This window comes from Pseudarthrobacter defluvii (assembly GCF_030323865.1).
GTDB lineage: Bacteria > Actinomycetota > Actinomycetes > Actinomycetales > Micrococcaceae > Arthrobacter > Arthrobacter sedimenti.
Window position 1 is genome coordinate 848,319 of record NZ_CP066362.1, and the last position, 24,951, is coordinate 873,269.

The 24,951-nt window shown below is 66.1% G+C and carries 21 protein-coding genes; 16 read left to right on the forward strand and 5 right to left on the reverse strand.

Annotated features, from left to right (window positions below):
• Positions 1-132: 132 nt before the first annotated feature.
• From JCQ34_RS04020 to JCQ34_RS04055, 8 genes are all read left to right on the forward strand, one after another.
• Positions 133-537, forward strand: a complete 405-nt coding sequence (locus JCQ34_RS04020) for a tautomerase family protein (RefSeq protein ID WP_286402091.1) — start codon at positions 133-135, stop codon at positions 535-537.
• Between the two features lie 188 nt (positions 538-725).
• Positions 726-1,736: a 5-dehydro-2-deoxygluconokinase gene (gene iolC / locus JCQ34_RS04025; RefSeq protein ID WP_286402093.1), complete on the forward strand. Its 1,011-nt coding sequence runs from the start codon at positions 726-728 to the stop codon at positions 1,734-1,736.
• A complete protein-coding gene (locus tag JCQ34_RS04030) occupies positions 1,733-2,671 on the forward strand; it encodes a Cgl0159 family (beta/alpha)8-fold protein (protein ID WP_286402095.1) in 939 nt (312 codons plus the stop codon). Before iolC ends, JCQ34_RS04030 begins: the two co-directional genes overlap by 4 nt.
• Before the next feature lie 2 nt (positions 2,672-2,673).
• A complete protein-coding gene (iolD, locus tag JCQ34_RS04035) occupies positions 2,674-4,650 on the forward strand; it encodes a 3D-(3,5/4)-trihydroxycyclohexane-1,2-dione acylhydrolase (decyclizing) (protein WP_286402098.1) in 1,977 nt (658 codons plus the stop codon).
• 32 nt (positions 4,651-4,682) lie between these two features.
• Positions 4,683-6,197 carry a CoA-acylating methylmalonate-semialdehyde dehydrogenase gene (locus JCQ34_RS04040; protein WP_286402101.1) on the forward strand — a complete coding sequence of 505 codons (1,515 nt, stop codon included), beginning with the start codon at positions 4,683-4,685 and terminating at the stop codon, positions 6,195-6,197.
• A 14-nt stretch (positions 6,198-6,211) separates the two neighbouring features.
• Positions 6,212-7,123 carry a sugar phosphate isomerase/epimerase family protein gene (locus JCQ34_RS04045; protein WP_286402102.1) on the forward strand — a complete coding sequence of 304 codons (912 nt, stop codon included), beginning with the start codon at positions 6,212-6,214 and terminating at the stop codon, positions 7,121-7,123.
• 57 nt (positions 7,124-7,180) lie between these two features.
• The gene (locus JCQ34_RS04050; RefSeq protein WP_286402104.1) at positions 7,181-8,194 is read left to right on the forward strand and encodes a Gfo/Idh/MocA family protein; all 1,014 of its coding nucleotides are present in this window, start codon (positions 7,181-7,183) and stop codon (positions 8,192-8,194) included.
• A gap of 222 nt (positions 8,195-8,416) precedes the next feature.
• Entirely contained in the window at positions 8,417-9,865 is a 1,449-nt protein-coding gene (locus JCQ34_RS04055; protein ID WP_434738930.1) for a sugar porter family MFS transporter, read from the forward strand.
• Between the two features lie 78 nt (positions 9,866-9,943).
• On the opposite strand, the gene JCQ34_RS04060 is transcribed toward JCQ34_RS04055, so the two are convergent.
• Positions 9,944-10,393: a MarR family winged helix-turn-helix transcriptional regulator gene (locus tag JCQ34_RS04060; protein ID WP_286402110.1), complete on the reverse strand. Its 450-nt coding sequence runs from the start codon at positions 10,391-10,393 to the stop codon at positions 9,944-9,946.
• A 168-nt stretch (positions 10,394-10,561) separates the two neighbouring features.
• On the opposite strand from JCQ34_RS04060, the gene JCQ34_RS04065 reads away from it, so the two are divergent.
• Positions 10,562-11,770, forward strand: coding sequence for an MFS transporter (locus JCQ34_RS04065; protein ID WP_286402113.1), 1,209 nt, complete (start codon positions 10,562-10,564; stop codon positions 11,768-11,770).
• A 6-nt stretch (positions 11,771-11,776) separates the two neighbouring features.
• Here the strand turns inward: JCQ34_RS04065 and iolB are convergent, their stop codons facing one another.
• Together iolB and JCQ34_RS04075 are read right to left on the reverse strand one after the other, a co-directional pair.
• Positions 11,777-12,670 (reverse strand): 5-deoxy-glucuronate isomerase, encoded by an 894-nt coding sequence (gene iolB / locus JCQ34_RS04070; protein ID WP_286402115.1) that lies wholly within the window; start codon positions 12,668-12,670, stop codon positions 11,777-11,779.
• Between the two features lie 17 nt (positions 12,671-12,687).
• Positions 12,688-13,428 carry a GntR family transcriptional regulator gene (locus JCQ34_RS04075; RefSeq protein WP_286402117.1) on the reverse strand — a complete coding sequence of 247 codons (741 nt, stop codon included), beginning with the start codon at positions 13,426-13,428 and terminating at the stop codon, positions 12,688-12,690.
• A 275-nt stretch (positions 13,429-13,703) separates the two neighbouring features.
• On the opposite strand from JCQ34_RS04075, the gene JCQ34_RS04080 reads away from it, so the two are divergent.
• Positions 13,704-14,840: an LOG family protein gene (locus tag JCQ34_RS04080; RefSeq protein WP_286402118.1), complete on the forward strand. Its 1,137-nt coding sequence runs from the start codon at positions 13,704-13,706 to the stop codon at positions 14,838-14,840.
• 40 nt (positions 14,841-14,880) lie between these two features.
• Here the strand turns inward: JCQ34_RS04080 and JCQ34_RS04085 are convergent, their stop codons facing one another.
• A complete protein-coding gene (locus JCQ34_RS04085; RefSeq protein WP_376979113.1) occupies positions 14,881-16,026 on the reverse strand; it encodes a VIT1/CCC1 transporter family protein in 1,146 nt (381 codons plus the stop codon).
• A 265-nt stretch (positions 16,027-16,291) separates the two neighbouring features.
• On the opposite strand from JCQ34_RS04085, the gene JCQ34_RS04090 reads away from it, so the two are divergent.
• Positions 16,292-16,519, forward strand: coding sequence for a hypothetical protein (locus JCQ34_RS04090; RefSeq protein WP_286402120.1), 228 nt, complete (start codon positions 16,292-16,294; stop codon positions 16,517-16,519).
• A gap of 91 nt (positions 16,520-16,610) precedes the next feature.
• Here JCQ34_RS04090 and JCQ34_RS04095 read toward each other — a convergent pair whose 3' ends face one another.
• On the reverse strand, positions 16,611-18,131 hold the full coding sequence (locus tag JCQ34_RS04095; protein WP_286402121.1) for a sodium:solute symporter: 1,521 nt from the start codon (positions 18,129-18,131) through the stop codon (positions 16,611-16,613).
• 260 nt (positions 18,132-18,391) lie between these two features.
• On the opposite strand from JCQ34_RS04095, the gene JCQ34_RS04100 reads away from it, so the two are divergent.
• The 5 genes from JCQ34_RS04100 to JCQ34_RS04120 all read left to right on the forward strand — a co-directional run bounded on the left by JCQ34_RS04100 (position 18,392) and on the right by JCQ34_RS04120 (position 24,820).
• Positions 18,392-18,967, forward strand: a complete 576-nt coding sequence (locus JCQ34_RS04100; protein ID WP_286402124.1) for a helix-turn-helix domain-containing protein — start codon at positions 18,392-18,394, stop codon at positions 18,965-18,967.
• A 242-nt stretch (positions 18,968-19,209) separates the two neighbouring features.
• Positions 19,210-20,274 (forward strand): agmatinase, encoded by a 1,065-nt coding sequence (gene speB / locus JCQ34_RS04105; RefSeq protein ID WP_286402127.1) that lies wholly within the window; start codon positions 19,210-19,212, stop codon positions 20,272-20,274.
• Between the two features lie 4 nt (positions 20,275-20,278).
• Positions 20,279-21,970, forward strand: a complete 1,692-nt coding sequence (locus JCQ34_RS04110; RefSeq protein WP_286402129.1) for a thiamine pyrophosphate-binding protein — start codon at positions 20,279-20,281, stop codon at positions 21,968-21,970.
• A gap of 146 nt (positions 21,971-22,116) precedes the next feature.
• A complete protein-coding gene (locus tag JCQ34_RS04115; RefSeq protein WP_286402131.1) occupies positions 22,117-22,611 on the forward strand; it encodes a MarR family winged helix-turn-helix transcriptional regulator in 495 nt (164 codons plus the stop codon).
• Positions 22,604-24,820 (forward strand): MDR family MFS transporter, encoded by a 2,217-nt coding sequence (locus tag JCQ34_RS04120; protein WP_286402134.1) that lies wholly within the window; start codon positions 22,604-22,606, stop codon positions 24,818-24,820. The genes JCQ34_RS04115 and JCQ34_RS04120 overlap by 8 nt, the downstream gene beginning before the upstream one ends.
• The last annotated feature ends 131 nt before the right edge of the window (positions 24,821-24,951 follow it).

The following is a 24,951-nucleotide window of genomic DNA, read 5'->3' on the forward strand; positions in this document are numbered from 1 at the left end:
AATCAACTTACTTGTTTATCAACCTTTCGGTTGATTAATGCTAGGCCTGCCGCGTCCGCGGCGCAAGGGGCCTTGTTTCTTCGGAAACCGCTTTGTTAGTATGTCAATACAAACTAGCAAGGGAGAAACCTTATGCCACTGGTACGCATCGACGTCAACAAAGGGCGCACCGCGGAGGACCTGCAGCAGCTCAGCCGCGGAGTTCACGACGCCATCCTCGCCGAGTACGGCATTCCGGAGCGCGACTACTTCCACATCCTCACCGAACACCCGCAGGGCCAGATCTTCGCCCAGGATGCAGGGTTGGGATTCGAGCGCACCGGGGGAGTAGTGATGATCCAGATCTTCACCCAAGGCGGACGCTCGCAGGAGGCCAAGCAGCGGCTGTTCGCTGCAGTTGCCGAAAAGCTCGCCGCAGTGGGCGTTGCCGGTGAGGACGTTTTCATTGGCTACGTCGAAAACACTGCCGGTGACTGGTCGTTCGGCTTCGGCAAGGCCCAGTACGTAACGGGCGAATTGGCCGTTCCGAAGAAGTAGCCTCCGCGCCCATCAATTGGGGGATGGGCGCCATTCAAGCGTAGTTGTAAGTATGTCAGTACAAACTTTTGACAGGACATTTGATCTAGGGCAAAGTAGTGCCTGTGGCCCACACCACGGCCTGCCAGTTCCGGAACTCCTGCCCCTCAAAGGACTCGAGTTCCACACCAGAAAGGTCCACGATTCCCGTGACCCACGAGCTTCTTACGATCGGGCGCATCAGCGTTGATATCTACCCGAACGACATTGGGGTCGGCCTGGAGGATGTCAATTCCTTCGGCAAGTACCTGGGCGGTTCGCCGTCGAACGTCGCTGTTGCTGCTGCCCGCCACGGGCGCCGGACGGGCGTCATTACCCGCACCGGGGACGACCCGTTCGGGGCCTACTTGCACCGCGAGCTTCGCAAGTTCAACGTGGACGACACCTTCGTGACGCCGGTCAAAGACTGGCCCACGGCCGTGACGTTCTGTGCAATCAAGCCGGCGACCGATGAGTTCCCGCTCTATTTCTACGGCCGCTTTCCCACCGCACCGGACCTGCAGATCAAGGCTGAAGAGCTGGACCTGGACGCCATCCGCGGGGCCGGCATCTTTTGGTCCACCGTGACCGGCCTCTGTCAGGAGCCCTCGCGCTCAGCACACCTCGCTGCCCATGAGGCCCGTCCCCGCACCGGCCTGGCCGAGGGGCAGTTCACCATCCTGGACCTGGACTACCGGCCGATGTTCTGGTCCTCCGAGGAAGAGGCCCGCGCCGACGTGGCCAAGATCCTCCCGCATGTCACCGTCGCCATCGGCAATGACAAGGAATGCGCCGTCGCCGTGGGTGAAGGGACGCCTGAGGAGCAGGCGGACCGATTGCTGGCTGCCGGCGTGGAAATCGCCGTCGTCAAGCTCGGGCCGGACGGCGTGATGGCCAAGACCCGCACCGAGCGCGTGGTCTCCGCCCCCGTCCCCGTCGAAACCCTCAACGGCCTGGGGGCCGGCGACTCCTTCGGCGGCGCCTTCTGCCACGGGCTGCTGTCCGGCTGGCCCCTGGCCCAGGTCCTGGACTACGCCAACGCCGCGGGTGCCATCGTCGCCTCCCGCCTCTCCTGCGCCGATGCCATGCCGACGCCGGACGAGGTCACCTCCCTGCTGGCCGAACGCGGACGCCCGGTTCCCGGCACCGCTCAGCTTGCCACCGAAGGAGCAGCACTGTGACCCTCACACCCCTTGCCTCAAACAACGCCGTGGATGATGATCCCCGCCGCTACGAGCACCTGAGCACGATCCGCCTCGAGGACCCGGACGCCGTCGCCCGCGCTGCGAAGGCACGCCGCCGCCACCCGGGCGTGAAAGCAGGGCGGCAGAACTTCATCGTCGCCGCCGACCACCCGGCCCGCGGCGCCCTGGCCGTCGGTAACGACCCCGTGGCCATGGCAGACCGGCGCCAGTTGCTGGACCGGCTGCAGATCGCGCTCGCCAACCCGGCGGTGGACGGTGTCCTGGCCTCCCCGGACATCATGGACGACCTGCTGCTGCTGGGTGCGCTGGACGGAAAGCTGGTGTTCGGTTCGATGAACCGGGGTGGGCTGTCCGGGCTGGTCAACGAGTTCGATGACCGGTTCACCGGCCACACCGCCGCAGCCCTGAAAGAACTGGGCGCCGACGGCGGGAAAATGCTCACCCGCATCTGCCTGGGCGACCCGGACACGGTTGCCACCCTTGAGGCAACCGCGAGGGCCATCGACTCCCTGGCCGAACGGAAGCTGATCGCCATGGTGGAGCCGTTCCTGTCGGTCCGCGAGAACGGCCGGGTCCGCAACGACCTGACCACCAACGCGGTCATCAAATCCATCGCCATCGCCGAGGGCCTGGGCTCCACCAGCGCCTACACCTGGATGAAGCTTCCCGTGGTGGCGGAGATGGACCGCGTCATGGCCGCCACCACCATGCCCACCGTGCTCCTGGGCGGTGACCCTGACGGGTCCCAGGACGAGGTCTTCGCCACCTGGGGTACTGCCTTGGCACTGCCCGGCGTGCAGGGCCTGACGGTCGGCCGGACCCTGCTCTATCCCGCTGACGGGGACGTCGCCGGCGCTGTTGCCGCGGCTGCCTCGCTCCTGCACCACACCACAGAAATCCCGGAGAACTAGCAATGGGCACAACACCAGGAACGCGCAGAATGACGGTGGCGCAGGCCGTCGTCGAATACCTTTCCAGGCAGTACACCGTGGACTCGGTGGGCGGCGTTGACTACCGTGAGCGGCTGATCCCGGGCACGTTCGGTATTTTCGGGCACGGCAACGTGGCCGGTGTAGGCCAGGCGTTGAAGCAGTACCAGCAGCAGGATCCCACCCTGATGCCGTACTACCAGGGCCGGAACGAACAGGCCCAGGTCCACCAGGCCGTCGGGTATGCCCGGCATACCCGCCGTCGGCAGACCTACGCTGTCAGCACCTCGATCGGCCCGGGCTCGTCCAACCTGCTGACCGGTGCCGCGTTGGCCACCACCAACCGTCTGCCGGTGCTGCTGCTGCCGTCGGACACGTTCGCCACCCGCGCCGCGGACCCTGTCCTGCAGCAGCTTGAGCAGCCGTACGCATACGACATCACCGTCAATGACGCGTTCCGGCCGCTGTCCAAGTTCTTTGACCGGGTGACCCGGCCCGAGCAGTTGTTCTCCGCATTCCACCACGGCCTGCGTGTCCTGACCGACCCGGCCGAGACCGGCGCAGTCACGATTTCGCTGCCGCAGGACGTCCAGGCCGAGGCCTTTGACGTCCCGGTCGAGTTCCTGGCCGAGCGGGAGTGGCGGATCCGCCGCCCCGACGCGGACGACGAGGACATCGCACGCGCCGCCGCAGCCATCCGCGCCGCGAAGCGTCCGCTGATCATCGCCGGCGGCGGCGTCCTCTACGCCTTCGCCAACGAGGAACTGGCCAGACTGGCTGAGCTGACCGGGATTCCGGTGGGCAACACGCAGGCCGGCGTCGGCGTCCTGCCCTGGGACCACAAGTTCTCCCTCGGCGCCATCGGCTCCACCGGCACGACGGCGGCCAACGCCATCGCTGCCGAGGCTGACCTGATCATCGGCATCGGCACCCGCTACGAGGACTTCACCACCGCGTCCCGGACCGCGTTCCAAAACCCGGACGTCAAGTTCGTGAACATCAATGTCGCCCCGATCGACGCGTACAAGCACGGCACCACGCTGCCCATCGTCGCAGACGCCCGCAAGGCCCTGGTCAAGCTCAACGCAGCCCTGGGCGGCTACCGCGTCGGCGCCGACCTGGAGCAGAAGATCGAGGCTGAAAAGAAGCGTTGGAACACCACGGTCGATGAAGCCTTTGATACGAGGTTCACGCCGCTGCCGGCCCAGAACGAGATCATCGGCGCCACCAACCGGGCGATGGAGGCCCGCGACGTGGTCATCTGCGCGGCGGGTTCGCTGCCCGGTGACCTGCACAAGATGTGGCGGGTCCGGGACCCGTTCGGCTACCACGTGGAGTACGCCTACTCCTGCATGGGCTACGAAATCCCGGGCGGCCTGGGCGTCAAGCGTGCAGCGATCGCCGAAGCGCAAAGCACGACGGCGGCAGGCGCGTCGGGCAATCAGGTGCGGGACGTCGTCGTGATGGTGGGGGATGGCTCCTACCTGATGATGCACACCGAACTTGTCACCGCCGTAGCCGAACGCATCAAGCTGATCGTGGTCCTGATCCAGAACCACGGCTACGCCTCCATCGGCTCGCTCTCCGAGTCCCTGGGCTCGCAGCGGTTCGGCACCCGGTACCGGGCGCTGAACGAGGAGCAGCACAGCTTCGACGAGGGCGAGACCCTGCCCGTGGACCTGGCCCTGAACGCCGAGTCCCTGGGCGTCAAGGTCATCCGGATCGAACCGGGGGAGAAGGTCATCGCTGAACTGGAGCAGGCCATCCGCGACGCCAAGGCCGCCCCGGAAAACAGCGGACCGATCCTGATCCACGTCGAATCCGACCCCCTGCTGGACGCCCCGTCCTCCGAGTCCTGGTGGGACGTTCCCGTCTCCCAGGTCTCCGAGCTGGAATCCACCAAGCAGGCGTTCCAGACCTACGTCGACCACAAGTCACGCCAGCGCAAACTGCTGGGCTAACCACACTTTTTCACTACTCAAGGAAGAGTCCCATGACTGCCACCACCACCGAAGCCACTGTCATCAACCACTTCATCAGAGGCACCGAGACCGCCGGTGAAGGCGACCGCACCACGCCCGTGTACAACCCGGCCACCGGTGCCGTGTCCGGCGAGCTGCGCCTGGCCAACCGCGCCGACCTGGATACCGCGGTCGCCGCCGCCCGCAAGGCCGCCGACACCTGGGGCGACATTTCCCTGGCCAAGCGCACCGCGGTGCTGTTCAAGTTCCGTGAACTGGTCGCCGCGCACGTGGACGAGCTCGCGCAGCTGGTCACCGCCGAGCATGGCAAGGTCCTCTCGGACGCCAAGGGTGAGATCGGCCGCGGCCTGGAGGTGGTGGAGTACGCCTGCGGCATCCCCACGCTGCTCAAGGGCGATTACTCGGACCAGGTCTCCACCGGCATCGACGTCTTCTCCTTCCGCGAGCCCCTCGGCGTGGTCGCGGGCATCACCCCGTTCAACTTCCCCGTCATGGTGCCGCTGTGGATGGCCCCGATGGCGATCGCCACCGGCAACGCGTTCATCCTCAAGCCCTCCGAACGCGACCCCTCCGCCTCGCTGCTGCTGGCCAAGCTGTGGAAGGAAGCCGGGCTGCCGGACGGCGTATTCCAGGTCCTGCACGGCGACAAGGAAACCGTCGACGGGCTGCTGACCCACCCGGACGTGGACGGCATTAGTTTTGTTGGTTCCACCCCGATCGCACAGTACGTCCATGAGACCGCCACCAAGCACGGCAAGCGCGTCCAGGCCCTGGGCGGGGCGAAAAACCACGCCATCATCCTGCCCGACGCCGACCTGGACAACGCCGCTGACCACCTCGCCGCCGCCGCGTTCGGCTCCGCCGGCGAACGCTGCATGGCCATCTCCGTCGCCGTCGCCGTCGGAGAAGCCGCCGACGCCCTGGTCGGAAAGGTCCAGGAACGCGCCGAAGCGGTCAAGGTCAACAACGGCACCGAACCCGACGCCGAAATGGGCCCGGTCATCACCCCGGCCTCCAAGGAACGAATCGTCAAGATCGTCACCGAGGCCGAAACCGCTGGCGCCGCCATGGTGGTGGACGGCCGCGACCTGGTGGTCCCCGGCCACGAAAACGGCTTCTGGGTAGGTCCTACCGTCCTGGACCACGTCAAGACCGAAATGACCGCCTACAAAGAGGAAATCTTCGGACCCGTCCTGGTGGTGGTGCGCGTCGACACCCTCGAAGAGGGCATCAAGCTCATCAACGCCAACCCCTACGGCAACGGCACCGCGATCTTCACTTCCTCCGGCGCCGCCGCCCGCAAGTTCCAGCGCAGCGTCACCGTGGGCATGATCGGCATCAACGTTCCCCTCCCGGTGCCGGTGGCCTACCACTCCTTCGGCGGCTGGAAAGCCTCCCTCTTCGGCGACAAGCACATCTACGGACCCGAGGGCGTCAGCTTCTACACCCGCGGCAAGGTGGTCACCTCCCGCTGGCCCGAAACCCACCACGCCTCCGGCGCCTCCTACAACTTCCCCTCCAACTGAAAGGCACCGCAGTCATGACTGAGAACAAGCTGATCATCGGCACGGCGCCGGACTCCTGGGGCGTCTGGTTCGCGGACGACCCCAAGCAGACTCCGTGGGAACGCTTCCTGGATGAAGTCGCCGAGTCCGGCTACAAGTGGATCGAACTGGGCCCCTACGGCTACCTCCCTACAGACCCCAGCCGCCTGGCGGAGGAACTCGCGCAGCGCGACCTCAAAGTCAGCGCCGGAACAGTCTTCACTGCGTTCCACCGCGGCCTGGACCAGTGGGAAACTGCCTGGGAGCCAGCCCGCAAGGTCGCTGAACTGACGGCCGCCATGGGCGGGGAGCACATCGTGGTCATCCCAGCCATGTGGCGCGACGACGTCACGGGCGAGGCGGTGGAGAGCGGCACCCTCACCCCAAAGGCCTGGGATGACCTGTTCGCCGGCCACAACCGGCTGGGCAAGACGCTTCTTGAGGACTTCGGCCTGAAGCAGCAGTTCCACTCGCACGCGGACTCCCACGTCGGCGCGCAGGCGGATATCGAAACGCTGCTGGGCGCCACGGACCCGCAGTACCTGAACCTCTGTCTGGACACCGGACACGCCGAATACTGCGGCGCCTCCAGCCTGGACCTGATCAAGAACTACCCGGACCGGATCGGCTACCTGCACCTGAAGCAGATCAACCCGGAGATCCTTAAGAAGGTCAACGAGGAAAACATGACCTGGGCAGCAGCCAACCTGGCCGGCGTCATGACCGAACCGCCCAACGGGCTGCCGGACCTGCGCGCGGTCATCGAAGTCGTGGAAGCCCTGGACCGGCCGATCTTCGGCATCGTGGAGCAGGATATGTACCCCGTGGCTTTCGACGTTCCCATGCCCATCGCCAAGCGGACCCGCAATTACCTGCTGTCCTGTGGTTCCCGTACGACCGTCAGCTGACGGACCAGCACTGACAGCCAGCACGGCACCGTCCCAGACACCCAAAGGACCAGAACAATGACTGAAACCCTCCGCGTTGCCGTCATCGGCGCAGGCCGTATGGGCGCAGACCACATCCAGCGCCTCAACCAGCGCATCCACGGAGCCGAGGTTGCCGCCGTCGTCGACGTCGACCTCGCCCGCGCCCAGGCCGCCGTCGAAGGCATCCCGGGCGCAGTAGCCCTGGCGGACGCCGAAGAGGCCCTCGACAACGGCGACGTCAATGCCGTCCTGATTGCCACCCCCGGCTTCCTGCACCAGGACATCCTTTTGAAGGCTCTAGCCAGGGACATCCCGATCCTGTGCGAAAAGCCCCTCACGCCCGACGCCGAATCCTCCTGGAAGATTGTCGAAGCCGAGGTGGCACTTGGGCACAAGCGCATCCAGGTGGGCTTCATGCGCCGTTTCGACGCCGAGTACGCCACCCTGGGCTCGATCATCCGCAACCGCGAACTGGGCGAGTTGCTGATGTTGCACCACCAGCACCGCAACCCCAACACGCCCCCGGGCTTTACCAACGAGATGCTCATTAACGACTCCGTGGTCCATGAGTTTGACGCCATCCGATACTTCACCGGCGAGGAAATCACCAGCGTCCAGGTCCGGCTGGGCAAGGCCACCCGCAATGCCCCGAACGGCCAGCACGATCCCCAGCACGTGCTGATCGAAACCGAGTCGGGTGTCCTGGCCGACGTCGAGATCTACGTCAACGCCAAGTTTGGCTACGAGGTGGCCACGCAGGCCTCCTTTGAGGACGGCATCGTGAGCATCGGCGGCGACAAGGGCCCGTACACCCGCAGCGCCGGCCGTTGGGGCGGCAACGTCACCCCGGGCTTCGAGGAACGTTTCGGCCCGGCGTACGACGTCGAAGTCCAGTCATGGGTGGACGCGGCAGTCAAGGGCGACATCGGCGGCCCCTCCGCCTGGGACGGGTATGCCACTGCCGCGTGCTGCGAGGCGGGCGTCGAGGCGCAGAAGAACGGCGAAAAGGTCACCGTGAAGCTGAACCCCAAGCCCGACCTCTACAAGTAGGCCGCTACCAGTTGGCTGCGGGAAAGGGGAGGAGCCGGCCGTCCTCTCACACCCGGTCACCGGCGACGTGGATGTGATTCCAGACGCGTTCCCCGGGAACTGGAACGAGATCGCCGTCCCGGACGGGCAGAATACTGAGATGGTGTCCAGCGTCTGTGCCGAAAACGAGAATAGAGCAAAGGTCCTCCGCTACCAGCCGGAGGCAGGAAAACGGTGCGTCCAATGGGGACGCCCGTGACCTCGCTTCACGGTGGGACGGCAGGAAGGGAGCCGGGGAACCACAAGTGGGCTCTGCGGACTGCCACCATCACCGCCACCCTGGGCGGCCTGCTCTTCGGCTACGACACCGGCGTGATCAACGGGGCGCTGCCTTATATGCAGGAGGACCTGGGCCTGACACCACTGACCGAGGGCCTGGTCACCTCGTCCCTGTTGTTTGGTGCCGCCTTCGGCGCCCTGTTCGGCGGCCGCCTGGCGGACCGTCACGGCCGCCGTCGGATGCTCATGGTGCTGGCTCTCATCTTCCTCGCGGGCACTATGGGCTGCACCTACGCACCCAGCACGGAAGTGATGATCACCGCGCGGTTCATCCTGGGGCTCGCCGTGGGCGGGGCATCGGTGACTGTTCCGGTGTACCTGGCCGAGGTATCGCCCAGCAACCGGCGCGGACGCATTGTCACCCAAAACGAACTCATGATCGTTACAGGGCAGTTGCTGGCATTTATCTTCAACGCCTACCTCGGCAACTCGTTCGGTGAGTCCCACGGCATCTGGCGCTGGATGCTGGTCATCGCCACCCTCCCGGCCGTCGCGCTGTGGATCGGGATGAATTACATGCCCGAAAGCCCCCGTTGGCTGGCTTCCATGGGCAGCTTCGGGGAGACGCTCAGCGTCCTGAAGCGCATCCGGTCACAGGCAGAGGCGCGGAGGGAGTTCGAGGAAGTCAAGGCCATGGCCGTGGAGGACTACAAGTCCAAGATGGGGTCCTGGAAGGACCTTGGCATCCCGTGGCTTCGCCGGATTTTCTTCGTGGGCCTTGGCGTGGCGGTGATCCAGCAGATCACCGGCGTGAACTCGATCATGTACTACGGGACCCAGATTCTCTCCCAGTCCGGTTTTGGCCGTGAAGCGGCGCTGACGGCCAACATCGCCAACGGTGTGATCTCAGTCCTCGCCACGTTCGTGGGAATTTGGCTGCTTGGCAAGGTGGGTCGGCGCAGGATGCTGATTACGGGCCAGGTGGGAACCACCACGGCGCTGCTGCTGATTGGGCTCTTCTCCCTGGTTCTGCCGGAAGGCACAGCCCGCGGCTTCGTCATCCTGGGGCTCACCGTCACGTTCCTGGCGTTCCAGCAGGGCGCCATCTCACCGGTGACCTGGCTGATGCTCTCGGAAATCTTCCCGCTGAAGATCCGCGGCCTGGGCATGGGGGCGTCGGCCTTTCTGTTGTGGATCGTGAACTTCCTGATCGGGTTCGGCTTCCCGCAGCTGCTGGCGGCGATCGGCATCTCCAACACGTTCTTCGTGTTCGCAGTCCTCGGCGTCGCCGCCATTGCCTTCGCCGCGAAGTACGTTCCCGAGACCAAGGACAAGAGCCTCGAGGACTTGGAGCACTACTTCAAGAACGTGGCGGGCAGCAAGGCCCCAACCACCGAAGCCCAGCTCTCCTGACCCAAACAGGCGCACCTGTTCCACGCCGCAACGGCCCCGAGGGAATCCCCAGGGGCGTTGCGGCGCGTGCGGCGGGCTCTAGGTGCCGGCGTGCAACCGGGGCAGGGCATCCACCAGCGGCGCCAGTTCCGGGATGGCCATGGCCTCATCGAGGGCACGTTCCAGGGTGGCGTCGTGCACCGGCCGCGCTTCCGCGAGCAAACTGCTCCCGCTGGAAGTCAACTCGGTGTAGATCCCGCGCCGGTCGTCGTCGCACAAAATCCTGGTGAGCAAGCCGCGGTCCTCCAGCCGGTTGACCAGTCGGGTGGTGGCGCTGGGGCTTAATGCCGTGGCACGGGCCAGTTGCTGCATGCGCATGTGCCATCCATCCTGCCGGCTGAGGGCATCCAGCACCGTGTACTCCACCACTGAGAGTTTTGACTCTGCCTGCAGCGAGCGCTCCAGTTCGGTTTCAATCAGCCCGTGCAGGGCTGCAAGGGTTCGCCAGCCCTGGGCGCGGACCTCGACGGCGTCGTCCTTGATGCCCATGCTTTTACTCCTTATTAGAAGGTCGGCAACCCGACCACTAGCTGCGGTCGAAGATAGTTGCTTGCGCGGTATATTTGCATGTGCAACAATAAATACCGCGTCTGCAACTATCTTAGGCGCTATCCCGTCAGGGGAACAACCACACCTATAGCTCAAAGGAGCATTCGCATGCCTGTTGGCTTGATAGCACTCGCCCTCGGCGGGTTTGGCATTGGACTTACCGAGTTCGTCATTGCCGGGCTCCTTCCGCAGGTCGCGGCGGACTTCGGCGTCAGTGAGGCCTCGGCCGGTTGGTTCATCTCCGGCTACGCGCTGGCCGTGGTGGTGGGCGCCTTGGGGCTGACTGCTGCCGTCACGCGCTTCCAGCGTAAGCCGGTCCTGGCCGCACTGCTGGTGCTGTTCATCGCAGGAAACCTGCTCTCGGCCACTGCGGAGGGATACTGGCCCATGATGTTGGGCCGCGTCATCGCCGCCCTCTCACATGGCGCCTTCTTTGGCATCGGCGCTGTGGTGGCGGCAGGCATGGTCCCGCCCAGCAAGAAAGCCGGTGCGATCGCGCTGATGTTCACCGGCCTCACCGCGGCCAACGTCCTGGGCGTGCCGTTTGGAACGCTGCTGGGCCAGGCCGCAGGGTGGCGTGCCACGTTCTGGGCGATCACAGCAATTGGCGTGGCCGCGCTCGCCGGGATCCTGGCGCTGGTCCCCAAATCGGCAGGTGCGGCAGAGCAAGCCGGCAGCCTTCGCTCCGAACTTCGAGCCTTCCGGTCCGGTCAGGTTTGGCTGTCCATCGTTGTCACCATCCTCGGGTACGGCGGCATGTTCGGCGCGTTCACCTACATCGCCTACACGCTCACGGAGGTCTCCGGCTTCGCGGTGTCAACCGTGCCGTGGCTGCTCATCGTCTTCGGGGTGGGTCTCTTCGTGGGCAACACTGTGGGCGGCAAGGCCGCAGACCGGAACGTGGACCGCACGCTCCTGGTAGTGCTCGCCGCGCTGACCGCGGTTCTCGTGGCCTTCGCCCTGGCAGCCGCCAACCCGGTCCTCACCGTCATTTCCCTGGTGCTGATGGGAGGCTTCGGCTTTGCCACCGTACCGGGCTTGCAGATGCGCGTGATGAAGTACGCCTCCGGGGCGCCCACGCTGGCCTCCGGCGCCAATATCGGTGCCTTCAATGTGGGCAACGCCCTGGGCGCCTGGCTGGGCGGCGTCACCATCACCGCCGGGCTCGGCTACACCTCGCCCATCTGGGCCGGCGCAGTGATTACCCTTGCGGGCCTTGCCGTCATGGCCTTCGCCGCGGCCGGCGCCAAGCGGAGCGAGAAGCAGCACAAGTTAGTGGCGGCATCCACTGACATGCCTGGGCTTGTCCGGTCCTAGCCAGGCTCAGGGGCGGAACGGCAGACGCGCATCGATGTCCTGGTTCTCCCAGGTTTGCCGGACCCAGCCGTGGTGTGGGTCGTCACTGATCAGCCACTCCCGCACCGGACCGGGTCCCGCCATGACGTTCAGGTAGTACAGGTCGTATCCGGGAGCCGCCATGGCCGGGCCATGCCAGCCGTAGGGAACCAGGATGACGTCGCCGGTGCGCACTTCGGCCGTCACGTCGATGGGCCGCTCGTCGGAGGCGTAGACACGCTGGTAGCCCATGGCGTCGGCGTCGGAGGGAGCGCCTGAACCGGCCGTCACCTGCGTCTCGAAGTAATAGATCTCCTCGAGGGAGGTCTCGCCGTCCTTCTCCTCATCGTGCTTGTGCGGAGGGTAGGAGGACCAGTTGCCGGCGGGGGTGAGGACCTCGCACACGATGAAGCGGTCGGCTTCCAGCGCTGCCGGCGTGCCGAAATTGTGGACCTGGCGCGAGCAGTTGCCGGCGCCGCGCAGTTCCACCGGGGTTTCGGCTGCGGACACCAGCCGGGTGGGGTAGGAGGCCTTGGCCGGCGCTGTGGCCACGGCAACCCGCCCGCCGTCGTTGGAGCTGATGCTTACGGTGCGCCCGGTGCCCGAGTAGAGCACATCGCTGGGGCCGGAGAATACGGACGCCCGGCCCGCCAGCGGGTAATCCGTGCCCTTAACGCTAACCGTGAAGGACCCGGTAAGGGGTACCACAATCCGTTCCTCATCCGCGGCGGGAAGCTCGACGGCGGCGCCCGCGGCCAGGGTGGCCACCTTTAGTCCCGTATGGGCCCAGCCTTCAACGCTGAGGGAGGAATCGGAGGTTCCGATCGAGATGTCCCATTTGCCGTCGGCTGCGGTGCCCAGGGGGTAGACCCAGTTGGTCATGGAGTTGGCTCCTTGGATTATCGCTGTACGAGTGTCATTTCAAAGCTGTAGGAATCCGCGCGGTAGACGTGCTGGCCCGTTTCAACCCTGCGGCCGGTATCGTCCACGGCGGTGCGCTCCATGGTGACCAGCGCAGATCCGGCCGCGGTGTCCAGCATGGAGGCCTGGTAGTCGTCGGCGGTCTTGGCGCCGATGCGCTGGTTGGCCAGCCGGAAGTTCACGCCGCCACGGCGAAGGATGGAGTAGAGGCCTTCGGCCTGCAGCATGGCCTCATCCATGTCGGCAATGTCGTCGCGCACCCAGTTCTCCATGAGGGCCAGTGGCTTGCCGCCCACCTTGCGGAGCCGGGTGAAGTGGTACACCTTGGAGCCGGCGGGCAACTGCAGGGTGGCGATGGTGGCGTCATCGGCCTCCACATGCGAGAAACTCAGGACCTCGGTTGTGGGCTTCTTCCCGTTATTCGTGAGGTCGTCATAGAGGCTGGACAGCTCCAGCGGGCGGCGCACCTGGCTGGAAACCACCTGTGTGCCTACACCGCGCTTGCGTACCAGCAGTCCGGACCGGACCAGTTCGTCCATGGCTTTGCGCATGGTGGGACGGGACAGGTTGAGCTGGGCTGCGAGGTCGATCTCATTGTCCAGCCGGCTGCCGGGCTCCAGTGCTCCGCTGTAGATCGCCGCTTCGATGCCCTGGACCACCTGGTGGTACAAGGGCACGGGGGAGGAACGGTCGATGCTGAGTCCCAGGTTGTTCGCCACGATGCGTTCCCTTGTCTATCGTCGATGTGCGCCGTCCGGTCGGGAGAGGGGCGCCTGCAGGCACTTTGCCGCTATATGTTCGTTTGATAGGACATAGTCCCTAATCGATCGTAGCAGTCGCACCGGGAGGGTCAAGGTGCATCACGGCTGCTGCGATACAGGGGCGGAGGGTCGTCCTGTTGTAGAGACGCACGGGAGAAGGACGCCTCTTCCGGCCCCGCGTTTGCGTTGGGTGGCTAGGCTGACACCATGATGTGGGCCGCAGGACAACAATCATGAATTTCGCCGGAAGCCTTGGTCCCCGCCCGCGCACACTGGAAGTCCAGGACCTGGCCAGCTTCGACCGCCTGGTGTCCGGCGGCGCCGTCAACCTGCACGGCTGGCATGCGCAGTCGCTGGACCTGCGGGGCCGCTCGGCCGCACTGAAAAGCGTGAGCGTCGAGGGCGCGATGTTCCTGGGCTGCATCTTCGACGACGGCATGGAGGGCTACCTCCGGAGCCGTGGGGCCCTCATCTTCCCAAGGCTGGAAGGTGTCCCGTTCGATCCCTACCGGGCCGCACTGTATTCCCCGGCCGAGCTGTATGCCGGACTGGCGACGTCCCCGTACGAGGAGGTGCCGGACGCCCGCATCTACCACTGGAGCATCCAGCCCGGCCAGCGGCACCGCGTTGACTCAACCCTGGCCTCCGCCCTGCACGACCATGCCATCGGGGACGCGCTGGATGAGCTGACCCGCTCCGGAACGTGGACCCGCCGGTCCATCGTCGGCGTCATGGGCGGGCACGCCGCGCCACGCGGCAGCCGGGAGTTTGCGGAGGCAGCGCGGCTGGGCAGGCTGCTGGCCCTCGAAGGCCATTCGGTGGCCACGGGCGGCGGACCGGGTGCCATGGAGGCGGCCAACATGGGGGCGTACCTGAGCCAGGCGTCCGACGGCGACGTGCAGGCGGCCCTCGCCACGCTCGCCGTCGTTCCCGGGTTCCGTCCCTCGGTGTCGGGGTGGGCGCGTGCGGCCGCCGCCGTCGTCGAGCGCCATCCGGGCGGGACGCCGTCGCTCGGTATCCCCACCTGGTTCTACGGGCACGAACCGCCCAATTATTTCGCCACGCACATCGCCAAATACTTCGCCAACGCCATCCGCGAGGCCATCCTGCTGGAACTGTGCCACGGCGGAATCGTCTTCCTGCCCGGCGCCGCCGGCACCGTCCAGGAGATCTTCCAGGACGCCTGCGAGAACTACTACGGAGCCCGCGAAAAGGTGGCTCCCATGGTCCTGGTGGGGCGGCAGCACTGGGAGCAGGAGTACCCTGCCTGGCCCATGCTGCGCAGCCTTGCAGCCGGCCGGGCCATGGCGGATTACATCCACTTGGTGGACACGGTGGACGAAGCAGTGGAGGTCCTCCGGAAACGTTGAACGTTACCGAAGGACCTCCATTGGAAGCCGCTGCCTGCTGCTAGCCCACCGCCGTGCCGAAAAGCAGGCCCAGCAGGTACGTGATGGCGGCCGCGCCCAGGCCGATGGCCAGCTGGCGCAGGCCACGGGTCAGCGGGGAGGTGCCGGACAGCAGGCCGACGGCGGCGCCGGTCGCCAGGAGGGAAATGCCCACCAGGGCCCCTGCGACAACGAGGGCCGCGACGCCGGTCATGCCGAACAGGAACGGCAGGATGGGGATGATGGCGCCGGAAGCGAAGAAGCAGAAACTGGACAATGCGGCCCCCCACGCCGTGCCCACAGCCTCGTGCCGGTCTTCTTCCTCCGCGAGTTCAGGCTGCAGCGACAGGCTGGGATCGCAGTCGCAGGACAGCTGGCCGGTGCGTTCGGCAACCCGGTGTTCCGCCGCTTCCCGGGACATCCCGCGGGCCAGGTACACCAGGAGGAGTTCGTTGTTCTCAAGGTCCAGCTTGGGCGCTGCCGCCAGGGTGATCTGGGTCGGACGGGTGGCAGCGAGCAGTTCGCGCTGGGAGCGGACGGAGATGAATTCCCCTGCGCCCATGGACATGGCGCCGGCCAGGAGTCCGGCGATGCCGCTGAGCAGCACCACGCTGCTGGCCACGCCGGACGCGGCCATGCCCATCACCAGGGACAGGTTGCTGACCAGTCCGTCGTTCGCACCGAAAACCGCGGCCCGGAACGTGCCGGCCAGTCTGTTGCGGCCGCGGGTGGCCAGGCCACGGACTACTTCCTCATGGATCTGCTCATCCGCGGCCATGGCGGGGGTGGCGTTGGGGTCCTTGGCGTAAGGGGAGCGGCCCTCCGCGCGCTGGGCAAGGGCCAGCACAAACACGGAGCCGAAGTGCCGGGCCAGGAATCCCAGGAACCGGCTTCGTGCCGAGGCCCGCCTGGGCTTGCCGGCGTGCTCACCGAGCAGGGCCAGCCAGTGTGCTTCGTGCCGGCCTTCGGCCTCCGCCAGGGCAAGGAGGATGGCGCGCTCTTCCCCCTCACGGTTCTGGGCGAGGTCACGGTAGACGGCGGCTTCGGCGCGCTCATCGGCCAGGTACTGGCGCCACCGCTTGATGTTCGATGGCGAGGGCTGGGCTTGCACGGTTGTGGAGGCCTCCTGGGGCAGGGCATGGGAACTGGATTGGGCGTGCTGCGGCACTGGTACTCCTGGGCTGGAAAGGGCATGTTTTCGCGCCTTTGCCCTGCCAGCCTACTGCGGTTTTCCGGCGTTTTTTGGCTGGCAAACCTCGCTGGAAAGTTTCGGTTTGCCTTAAAACACGGACTGCTGCGGCCGTCTTTTGGGGCTTTTTCCCCAAGCCGCGGTGGCTATTGACCCGTCCGCCCGGCCGGTGCTGTGATGAAGGTGTGGCGCAGGCTGCGCCCTCCTGAAAGAGCACGTCAGGCGAACCTACGGAGGTTGAATCATGAGCACCACCGGACAGCACCCGGACATGCCGCACTTGGACGCCGTGGAAGCGGACCCCGCCTACGATTACGCCGAGGATGCACCGGTAGACGATGCGGACTGGGACGCGGAGGACGCGTTGATTGATGAGGAAGAACCGGTGGTCCAGCCGCCGCCGGTGGTCGTCGACGCCGAGGACCGCGAGGTCCCGCTGGATGACGACGAGCCCCGCGACACAGGGGAGTAGGACTTACGACGGCGGCACCTCCTTTCGCGGTAAAGCGAAGGGAGGTGCCGCCGTCGTGCGTTATCTCTTTGGAGGCTTCAGCTTTTCAGGGTCAGCGGCCGGCGAGGACTTCCTCCGGGGCGTCTTCGGGTTCCTGCCCGGAAACCCGGCGCTGCCAGGCCTGCATGACGGCGGGGTCCGTTGGCCGGGTGAGCAGTGACGCCGCAATATAGACGACGGCCGAGGCGATCAGGCCGTAGTAGATGGGCTCGTTGGCATAAACGCCGTCCAGGGGTGCCTTGGCCTTGATTTCCAGGATGATCATGGTTCCCAGGGTCACCACGGAGCCCACCGCCATGGAGGCCGCGGCGGCCAGGCCGGTGCCGCGCTTCCACACGAGGCCGCCCAGGATGGCCACCAGGAGCCCGCCCACCAGGATGTCGTAGGCGATGGTCAGGGCCGCGACCACGTCCTTGGTGATGATGGCGATGACGATGGCCACGATGCCCAGGGCGAGAACCCAGATGCGGTTGGCCTTGACGTCGTGCTCAGGGTTCTCGGTGTCGCCGGTGTTGACCTTCTTGCCGAACCAGCCTGCCACGAACGGCAGGACGTCGGCGCGGGCAACGGTGGCCGCGGCGATGAGGGCGCCGGATGCGGTGGACATCATGGCGGCCACGGCGGCCGCCAGCACCAGTCCGCCAATGCCGACGGGGAGCAGGTTCTGGGCCACCTCGGCGTAGACATCATCCTTGGCGGCGATCTTGACGTTGGACAGGGCCACATTGGCGGCCATGCCGATCAGTGCTCCGGCCACGCCGTAGAGGATGCAGTAGATGCCGGCCGCCGCGCCGCCCCAGCGGGCAACCTTGGGGGTCTTGGCGGTGAATACGCGCTGCCAGATGTCCTGGCCGATCAGCAGGCCCAGGGTGTAGACCACGAAGTAGGTGATGATCGTCTGGACGCCGATGCCATCCATCTGGAAGAAGCTGGCGTCCACCCGGCTGCGGATCCCGTCCATGCCGCCGGCCGCGTTCAGGGTGAAGGGGAGCATCAGGAAGAAGATACCCACGGTCTTGATGACGAACTGGACCTGGTCCGCCAGGGTGATGGACCACATGCCGCCGATGGTGGAGTACACCAGCACGATGGCGCCGCCGATGGCGATGGCCAGCGCCCGGTCCAGGCCGAACAGCACCACGAAGATGGTGGCGTAGGCGCCCGTGGAGGTGGCGCAAAGCATCAGGGTATAAGCGAGCATGACGATGCCCGAGGCTTCGGTTGCCCTGCTCCCGTAGCGGAGGGTGAGCATCTGGGACACCGTGTAGATCTTCAGCTTCTGGATGGTTCCGGCGAAGAGCAGGCTCAGCAGGAGGACGCCCGCGCCGATAGCCACCACCAGCCACATGCCGGAGATGCCGAACTTGTACCCGAGCCCCACGCAGCCAACGGTGGAGGCTCCGCCGAGGACGACGGCGGCCATGGTCCCCGTGTAGAGGAAGGGCCCCAGGCGGCGGCCGGCCACCAGGAAATCACTGTTGTTCCGGGTGCGGGACTTGCCCCACCAGCCGAAGGCCAGCATTGCGAGAAGGTACACCATCACGATGGCGATGTTGATGGCACTTGCATCCATAGATGGCTCCTTGGAGCTGTTGGGCGCCGGGTGTGGGACCGGGGGCGACGGCGCCCGGAACCGCCGCGGACGAACTGAGACGGCTCCTGAAATTGCCCTATAGGCAACAGGAGTTTCCACAGACTAGAGTGTGACGGCTGCAACAGTCAAGGGCGTGAGCGGCTGGGGATTGCCCGTGTGGCTTCCGCGCGTCACATAAGCGGCGGCCACTAGTATGACTCCAGAGCGGAGCCGGGCTGCCGGCCATGAAAGGTTCGTAGATGAAGGCACTGCCAGTTGAGCCCAGCAACGTCCCGGTTGCCATCGGCTCCAGGATCCGGGCCGCCCGGCAGTCCCAGCGGCTCACCATTGAGCAGGTAGCCGACGCCACCGGGCTGACCAAGGGTTTCCTGAGCCGGGTGGAGCGGGACCTGACGTCGCCGTCCGTCGCCTCCCTGGTGACACTGTGCCAGGTGCTGTCCATCTCGATTGGCGATCTTTTTGCTGCACCGGAAACCCATCTGACCAAGCGAAACGACGGCCCGCGGATCTCGCTGGGCGGCCAGGGCATCGTGGAACGGCTCCTGACCGCCCGCTCGGAACGCCGGGTCCAGATTATCCAGGCGGTCATCGAACCCCACGGCCGTGGCGAGTCCGAGCTTTACGCGGTGGACTGCGACGTCGATGTGCTGCACGTGGTCAAGGGCTCCATCAAGCTCATCCTCACTAACGAGGAGTACGACCTCAGCACCGGCGACACGGTCACTTTCCCGGGCCGGGAACCCCACACGTGGGTCAATCCCACGGACAAGCCGGTCGAGGTGCTCTGGGTCCTGGTCCCCGCGGCCAGCCGCTGACCCTCTGCCGGAGTATCGCATTCTTGGTCCTGCGTCACGCGGAGCAGGCTTCGCCTGAAGGTCGGAGGGGCCGCCCCTGAAAATACGGGCTTCCAGTCACTGCCCCGTGCCCAAAACCTGCTGTGCGTGACGAGCCTACCCGCGGAACAAGCCTTTCGGTAAACAACTGGTGCTTGCTGGAAAACCACGGTGTATGATGGGAGTCACAGAAGTCCCCAACCTCCTCGAAGGAGAGGCCTCCATTGGAAGAGCTGCGCATTGAAGCCAACGGCAACCTTGGCCCCATCGATTCATCCCGGATTCCCCGCTATGCCGGAGCTGCCACCTATGCCCGCCTTCCGCGCCTGGACCAGGTGGACAAGGCCGACGTCACCGTAGTGGGCGTCCCCTTCGACTCGGGTGTTTCCTACCGGCCGGGCGCCCGCTTTGGGGCCAACCACGTCCGGGAAGCCAGCCGCCTGCTGCGTCCCTACAACCCGGCGTGGGATGTGAGCCCGTTCGAAAACATCCAGGTGGCCGACGCCGGTGACATGGCGGTAAACCCGTTCAATATCAACGAGGCCATCGAGACCATCCAGCAGAACGCGCTGGACCTGACCGCGGCCGGCAGCAAGCTGCTGACCCTGGGCGGGGACCACACCATCGCCCTGCCGCTGCTGCGCGCTGCGGCCGAGCGGGCCGGCGGACCTATTGCCATGCTCCACTTCGACGCCCACCTGGACACCTGGGACACCTACTTCGGCGCCGAATACACCCACGGCACGCCGTTCCGCCGGGCGGTGGAGGAAGGCATCCTGGACACCGAGGCCATCAGCCACATCGGCACCCGCGGCCCGCTCTACGGCAAGAAGGATCTCGACGACGACCACCGCTTTGGGTTCGGCATCGTCACCTCCGCAGACGTCTACTACCAGGGCGTGCTGGAGACAGTGGCCAAGGTCCGGGACCGGATCGGCAACCGCCCGCTCTACATCTCCGTGGACATCGACGTCCTGGACCCGGCCCATGCTCCGGGCACCGGCACCCCCGAGGCCGGCGGCATCACCAGCCGTGAACTCCTGGAGATCATCCGGGGCTTCCGCGGCATGAACCTGGTGGGCGCCGACGTCGTCGAAGTCTCTCCTGCCTATGACCACGCCGAGATCACCGGCGTTGCCGCCAGCCATGTGGCGTACGAACTGGTGACCCTCATGGCGGACAATGCCGCACCCGGAAACCGTTTCGGCGCGGACACCGGATACGCGGCGCAGGCTCTTGGCCAGGAAGCCCGCCGCCCCGCAGGCTTCGCTGCCGCCGCCAAGGAGTAGGGCCGTGACGGACGTCGGCGCCGCCCCCGTCCCGGGGCGGGGGAGCGGTGTGCGCAACGGTGGGGACCTCGTCGTCGAGACCCTCGAAGCGCTGGGGGCCAAGACCGTCTTCGGTATCCCGGGCCAGCACGCCCTGGGACTCTTCGACGCCATGGGCCGCGGCAACCTCCAGTTTGTCTCCTCCCGGGTGGAGAACAACAGCGCCTTCGCGGCGGACGGGTACTCCCGTGCCACCGGAGAGGTGGGCGTGCTGTTCCTGTCCACCGGTCCCGGGGCACTGACCTCGCTGGCCGGCCTGCAGGAGGCCTACGCCACAGGTGTGCCCATGGTGGTGGTGGCGAGCCAGATTCCCCTGGAAGGCCTGGGCGCGCGGCGCAAGGGCATGCTGCACCAGCTCGATGACCAGAAAGCCTCCGCGGCAAACGTCACCAAGAGCCAGCGTCTGATCCAGCACGCGTCGGGCATTCCGTCTGCCATCCAGGACGCCTGGACCGAGGCCATCTCGTCCCCGCAGGGGCCGGTGTGGCTGGAGATCCCGCAAAACGTGCTGCTGGACCCGATCATGGTTCCGCCGGTGGAGGACGCCCTGGCCGAGGCGGCGGACAACCCGCCCCGCATTGAGCTGGTGCGCGAGGCCGTGAAGTGGCTGGAGTCAGCAAAACGCCCGGCCATCATTGCCGGCGGCGGGACCCGTCGCGGCAAGGCGGAGAAATCGCTGCTCTCGATTGCCGAGAAGCTGCGCGCGCCGGTGATCTGCACCCCCGGCGGCAACGGCGCGTTCCCATGGAACCACGAACTGTCGCTGCAGTCCTGGATCGAGGACCGGTACATGACCGACGTCCTCGAGGACGCGGACGTGCTGGTGGTGGTCGGCTCGTCCCTGGGCGAAGTCACCTCCAACTACTTCACCTTCGAGCCGCGCGGCAGGATCATCCAGATCGACGCCGAGCCACGGGTATTGGAGTCCAACCGGCCGGGCTTGGGCATCCGGGCCGACGCCGGCCAGGCGCTCGCGGCCCTCGATGAGGCGCTCGACCCCGGCAGGACCGGGGCGCCGGACTGGCATGGCAGCAGTCCGGAAGAGCTGGTGCGGGAGTCCCTCGCCAAGGTCCGCGCACGGCTGGAATCGCAGGATCTGGCCAAGGAACTGAAGTTCATGGCCGATATCCGCGACGCCGTGCCGGCGGACATGCAAACGTTTTGGGATATGACTATCGCCGCCTACTGGGGATGGTCCTGCTGGGATGCCAGGCAGGGGCAGTTCCATTCCGCCCAGGGCGCCGGCGGCCTGGGCTACGCCTTTCCCGGGGCCATCGGTGCCGCCGTGGGATTGGAAACATTGGGAAAGCCCGGCCGGGTACTGGCTGTCTCCGGCGACGGTTCGTCCATGTACTCCATCGCCGAACTGGCCACGGCCAAGCAGCACAACGTGCCGGTCACCTGGTTGATCGTGGACGACGGCGGCTACGGCATCCTGCGCGAGTACATGGTGGGTGCGTTCGGCAAAGCCACGGCCACCGAACTTGCCCGGCCGGACTTCGTGAAGCTCGCGGAATCCTTCGGTGTGCCGGCCACCCGGGTGGCCCCGGAGGATGTGGGGGACGCGCTCAGGGCGGGATTCGCCGCGGACGGTCCCAACGTCGTCGTGGTTGAAACGCTCCTGAAGATGTTCAGCCCCACCCACCTGCGCGACTGACCGTAACCCTTTTGATCTGGAGCTCCCTCACTTCCTGCTGGAAGTGGGGGAGCTTCTGTTTAACCTTCCTCCCGCACAAGTTCGTTTCCCTAAGCAACCTTTTTCTGATACAGTTGCTTGCAGCAACTAATTCTTTAGGGAGGATCATGTCTGTCGCACCGGCCACTGCAGCCGACCTCGTCAGCCACATCTATGACCTCCAGCGCGCACTGCGCTGCGTCACCATGATCAATATCAAAGGGCAGGACACCGGCATCGCCCTGCAGGGCGTGCTCAAGTTCATCGGCGAGGGGGAGACCCGGGCCGCGCACCTGGCTGAACGACTGGGGGTCAGTCCGCCGGTGCTCAGTCGGCACGTGGCCGAACTTGCGGACGCGGGCCTGGTGGTGCGCACCCAGGACCCGGATGATGGCCGGGCCCAACTGCTGGCGCTTTCCCCGCGCGGGAAGGAGAAGCTGGCAGAGCTGGTGCGGCACCGGGCCGAAACGCTGCAGGCCTACCTCTCCGACTGGAACGAGGATGACGCAGCCGCAACAGCCGCGATGCTGAACAAGCTCACCACATCCCTGAAGAATTCCATCCGGGCAAGGGCGGCCGGAACCACCAACGAACAGAAAACGCAGGAGTCCATTAATGGCTAACGTCACCGCCGCCGCGGACCAGGAGCAGGAGCGCCAGCGCCAGCGCACCGCTAAACAGGAGTCGCGGCAATCCAAACGCCACGAGCCCGGCGCGCCCATGAACCACCGGCAGATCATGGAGGCCCTGACCGGCCTTCTGGCTGCCTTCTTCACCGCGATCCTCAGCAGCACCATCGTGGCGAACGCGCTGCCCACCATCATGTCCGAGCTCAAGGGCACCCAGACGGACTTCGCGTGGGTCATCACGGCGGCGCTGCTGGCCAACGCAGCCACCACCCCCATCTGGGGCAAGCTCGCCGACCTCTTCGATAAGAAGTTCCTGGTCCAGCTGAGCATCGTGATCTTCGTTGCCGGCTCGGTCATGGCAGGCTTCTCCGAAAGCATCCCGTTCCTGCTTACGGCCCGCGTGATCCAGGGCATCGCCATGGGTGGCCTCACCGCCCTGGCCCAGGCCATCATCGGCTCCATCATTCCGCCGCGTGAACGCGGCAAGTACTCCGGCTACATGGGCGCCGTAATGGCTGTCGGCACCGCCGGCGGCCCGCTGCTCGGCGGCTTCATCGTGGACAGCGCACTTGGCTGGCGCTGGACGTTCTTCGTCTGCGTGCCGCTCGCCGTCGTCGCCCTGATCCTGCTCCAGATCACGCTGAAGGTTCCGCACATCAAACGCCCGGCCAAGATTGACTGGTTCGGTGCCATCCTGCTGACCAGCGGCGTGAGCCTGCTCCTGATCTGGGTTTCCTTCGCCGGCAACCCCGACTACTACGACTGGTGGTCCTGGCAGACCCTGGTGATGGTGGGCGGCGGCATCCTCCTGCTGGCACTGCTGGTGCTGGTGGAGTCCAAGGTCTCCGCACCGATCATCCCGCTCAAGATCATCTCCGAGCGCACCACCGCCCTGGCCATCGTCGCTTCCGTGGCCGTCGGCATCGCGATGTTCGGTTCCTCCACATTCCTGGGCCAGTACTACCAGGTGGCCCGTGGCGCCACGCCCACCGAGGCCGGCCTGCTCACCCTGCCCATGATCGCCGGCAACCTGGTCGGTTCGGTGGTCTCCGGCCAGCTCATCAGCCGCTACGGCAAGTGGAAGCGGTTCCTGATTGGCGGCAGCATCCTGCTGATCGGCGGCCTGGCGATGGCCGGAACCCTGACCCACACCACCGAACTCTGGCAGGCAGGCATCTACACCGCCGTCTTCGGCGTTGGCCTGGGCATGCTCATGCAGAACCTGGTCCTCGCCGTGCAGAACACCGTCCGCGCCACGGATATCGGTTCGGCCAGTGCGTCGGTTGCCTTCTTCCGTTCCTTCGGCGGCGCCATCGGCGTGTCCGTCCTGGGTGCCGTCATGTCCAACCACGTCAAGGACCTTGCTACCGACGGCCTTGCCAAGCTGGGCATCCAGGCCTCGGGTGACGGCGGCGGCGCCAGCCTGGACCTCAAGGACCTGCCAGCCCCGATCGCCGACGTCATGCGGGCCGCCTACGGCGACGCCACCGCCGCGATCTTCATGATCTCCGCCGTGGTGGCCGTGGTTGCCCTGATCGCCGTCATCTTCATCAAGGAGGTGCCGCTCCGCAAAACCGTGGACATCGCCCCCGAGAAGGCACTTGAGGCCAACGCCGCCGGTGAAGCGGGCATGACTGCCACCATGACCGGGCAGCTGCCCATGGTCTCCAGTGACGCCCCGGACCGGGACATCCCCGCAGGGCCGGGCATGGGCACGCCGAGTGCATCACGTGCAGGTTCCGCCCCCGCCAAAAGGTACGACGGCGGTGCTGCCGCTGCAGCGGCAGCGTCCGGTCGGGTAGCCACGGAGGATTTCGAGGAAGTCTTTGCGCGGAGCTTCAGCTCCGAAAACCTGGACCTGCGGTCCGCAGACAACGCGGAGAAGGTAGCCGACTCCATCGCCAGTGCCGCCGCCACCCTGCAGAAGCTGCAGGAAACCCAGCACCTGCTGGCCCGCCAGCAGGCAGCACTGGGCAACATGCTGCTGGACGTCCAGGAACAGCACCGTTCGCAGCAGGAGTTGGCTGCCAAGCAGGCCGCCACCGCGGCAGAGCTCAGCAGGCTGCAGCGCAAGCTCCTGAAGGAACGCAAAATCCAGGCAGCAGCCGCGCTCTACCTGGTCGGCCACGGCAGGCACAGCGCCGCCGCCCCGCTGGACGCACCGTCTGCCGGTGCCGGTTCTGAACCGGGCCAAGGACAGTAGCAGGGACGGCAGTCCGTCCCAGCCGCGGCTAAAGCCAAGGCAAGTTCAAAGCCGCAGCCCGCTCCCGGAGGACCTCCGGGAGCGGGCTGCGGCTTTTCTGTTGGCGGTACCCGCCTCGTACTGCCCCGGCT